Source organism: Hydrocoleum sp. CS-953 (genome assembly GCF_002260545.1).
In the GTDB taxonomy this organism is placed as follows: Bacteria; Cyanobacteriota; Cyanobacteriia; order Cyanobacteriales; family Microcoleaceae; genus Trichodesmium.
This window is the reverse complement of record NZ_LGSU01000501.1, coordinates 1-3,357: the sequence shown is the minus strand read 5'-3', so window position 1 is coordinate 3,357 and position 3,357 is coordinate 1. Positions and strand designations below refer to the sequence as shown.

1 protein-coding gene and 1 pseudogene are annotated in these 3,357 nt (G+C 39.8%); both read right to left on the bottom strand.

Translation table 11 applies throughout. The features are described from left to right. Positions 1–592: 592 nt before the first annotated feature. Positions 593–1,467: pseudogene (locus tag AFK68_RS05175) on the bottom strand (CHAT domain-containing protein); the annotation flags it as partial. Position 1,468: 1 nt separating this feature from the next. After that, a partial coding sequence (locus tag AFK68_RS41045; RefSeq protein ID WP_246844006.1) for a CHAT domain-containing protein occupies positions 1,469–1,766 on the bottom strand: 298 nt, incomplete at its 3' end. Positions 1,767–3,357: the final 1,591 nt, after the last annotated feature.

Sequence of the window (3,357 nt, the reverse complement as noted above, 5' to 3'; positions counted from 1 at the left end):
GAGATGGGGAGGTAGGGAGATGGGGAGATGGGGTGTATTAGATATCTCCCACTCATCCAATCATCAAATCAATTATTACCCATTTTTTATCAATTTATTATCCCTCCGACCTATTTTCTAGAGATACCAAATGCGTTCTATAAACAGGAGTCACACAAAGTCCTATATAAGTTTTTGATGGAAAAATTTATCAAAACATAATGTTATATCATTTCTTTGTAACAATGCCCTTAGTAATTCAGGACTTACACATGAGGTAGGAAAAACTAGGATTTGAGATTGCTTCCTATCGTAGTTAGCCCCATGAGATTCTATAGCAATCCTATTTTAGTTGTAATATTTTGGTAGTAGTTAGGAGTCAGTCCTCAGGAGTCAGGAGTCAGAATTTTCAAAGCTTTCAGTTGAAATTGGCTATTATAAAACTTATCACAACCTATTTGGGATTGCTATATCTAACTCTCTAACTAATGCTCTAATTATCCGTTATTCACTATCAATTATCAATTATCCATTATCCATTATTAATTACCACTAATGCTCTAATTATCCGTTATTCACTATCAATTATCAATTATCCATTATCCATTATTAATTACCAAGGACTACCAACCATAGTAAACCCCGCCCAATAATAGGGGTGGGAAAAATTTTGACTCCCAAACTTTCCTAATGTCGGCGGTAACACCAGTATCCTATCCGCTCCACTTCTCCTTAACTTCCCTTCTATAATACCCACCTCTCCTCGCAACATTGCTAACTGTGCCAGTCTTAGCGCCTCTGCTTTAATTTTCACATTATTCAGGTGGGTATAAAACTCTGTCATTAACCCCAATGTACCTTCATCACTCACATACCAAATACTAGCTAAAGCTGACTTCACTCCTGCTGCTATCGCTAACCCTGCAAACCCTAATTCAGCATTTCTGTCTCCTACAGCAGTACGACAAGCTGACAATACCAACAACTCAACCGCAGGTTGACTCCAACCTAACTCCCTAATTTGGTCTAAGGTGATTTTTTCATCACCCCATAACTGAATGTAGGAGTTACTGGCTAAACCAGGTGAAAATTCTGCATGAGTAGCTAGATGAATAATAGGATAGGGATAATTTTGCCGTTGAGTTAACAAATTATTGCGGGTAAATTCTTGATTGATGAATTGACTGCCTTGCCACAATTTTTGGGAAATAGTTTCTAACTCCACAGGCACTGCTGGCAAAGAATTTTGAGCTAGAAATTCACTCGCTCCCATTGCTAATACCTGAGTATTTTCAAGTTTGCGGTATCGAGTATCCATTAAACTGATAGTGGGAATTAAGCTGAGGCTGTATTTTTCGATCAGGAATTGTTTGCCGTCGTGTAATGCTGCTATGGGTAAAGTCCGTAAACCTTCATCCATACTAAATAGAATGGTATTGATGTTTGCTGCTTCTAATTCTTCTGATATAGGTGCAATGAGCCAATCATNATACCTGAGTATTTTCAAGTTTGCGGTATCGAGTATCCATTAAACTGATAGTGGGAATTAAGCTGAGGCTGTATTTTTCGATCAGGAATTGTTTGCCGTCGTGTAATGCTGCTATGGGTAAAGTCCGTAAACCTTCATCCATACTAAATAGAATGGTATTGATGTTTGCTGCTTCTAATTCTTCTGATATAGGTGCAATGAGCCAATCATATAATTGTTGTGCTGGTGGCAGATAGCTATTAGTATAACGACGGGCAGGATTTGTAATGTGTGCGCGGAGTCTTAACACAACTTTCATAAGTTGTTTTCGCTTGGCTTGGGGAATGGTTTTAATAATTGGCTCACGGTTTTTAGTGTATAATATTAATTGTAATTGTTCTGGGTAAGCGTGAACATAAATAACTGCAGATTCTGTTCCGGTTTGATTTGCCATATCCTTTAATATTTCTCGGACGCTTTTTTTATTGAGTAATTGTGGGATCAAATCTTCTTCTTCAAGTTTAAGGTAATTAGAATATTCGTTAGTCCGGTTTTCTTCTAAAATTCTTGTTTCTACTTGGTCTGAATTTGTGGCTACTGTTAGGGTATTAGTATTAACGTTATCAATTGTTGTTAATATTTTTTGCGTATCAGTTGTAATATTTATTGATCTTTGTGTTTGGTCTTTAGCGGTAGGGGTGTTGGCAGTTTGGTTGTTATTACTAGGGGTAATACTTTTTGGAATTAAATCAGGAGGGATGGGGGAAGTTGGCTCCGGTGTTGGAGTTGCTGCTGGTGTTGGTGTTGGCTCCGGTGTTGGAGTTGGTGCTGGTGGTGGTGTTGGTGCTGGTGGTGGTGTTGGTGTTGGTACTGGAGTTGGTGTTGGTGTTGGTGCTGGTGGTGGTGTTGGTGTTGGTGTTGGTTCCGGTGTTGGTGTTGGTTCNGGTGTTGGTGCTGGTTCCGGTGTTGGAGTTGGTTCCAGTGTTGTTATAATATTGCCTGGGTTGCCTGCTCCACTGCTGCCAACTGTAATTTCTCCGTTACCTTGCAAGTTAATGGTTTCTGGAGAAGTGATGATGATATTTCCTCCATCTGCTGTACTTTCTGTAAAGGATGATATTTGACTGTTTTCATTGATTGTTAGTTGAGATTCGGTTTCAATATAGATATTGCCAGCATTTCCTTGACCAAGGGTAGTGGAAGATATTTGAGCACCATTAGTAACTTCCAGAGAATTGGTGGTAATATTCACACCTCCTGCATCCCCTTCTGCTCCTGATTCCACTCTGCTAATTGCTGCACTAGAGAAGCCGTCTGGAGATACCCCGGCAAATACTACATTATTCTCAGCTATAATTTCTACTCTCTCTACATTCCCTTGACCAAGGGTAGTGGAAGATATTTGAGCGCCATTAGTAACTTCTAGAGAACTACTGGTAATATTCACACCTCCCGCATTTCCTTCTGCTCCCGCTCCCACTCTGCTAAATACTCCACTGACACCATTTGCAGATCCTCCATCAAAGACTACATTATTTGCTATAATATCGACCCCCCCTACATCGCCGTCACCTAGGTTAATGACAGATATTTGAGCGCCATTAGTAACTTCCAAAGAACCAGTGGTAATAGTCACACCACCCGCATTCCCTGCTGCTCCTTCTCCAACACCACTAATTGCCCCACTGGCAAAGCCATCTGAAGATACTCCATCAAATATTACAGTATCCTCGACTGTAATATTAACTTTCCCTGCATCCCCATTGCCAAAGGTACTAGCAGATATTTGAGCACCATTGGTAACAAAAAGGTTATTAGCTGTAATAGAGTTGTTGGGAAATAAGGTAAAATGGTTCAAGCAGAAATTGGCCAGAAGAATGCTAAATATTGAACGAGCCTTAAAACAAGAT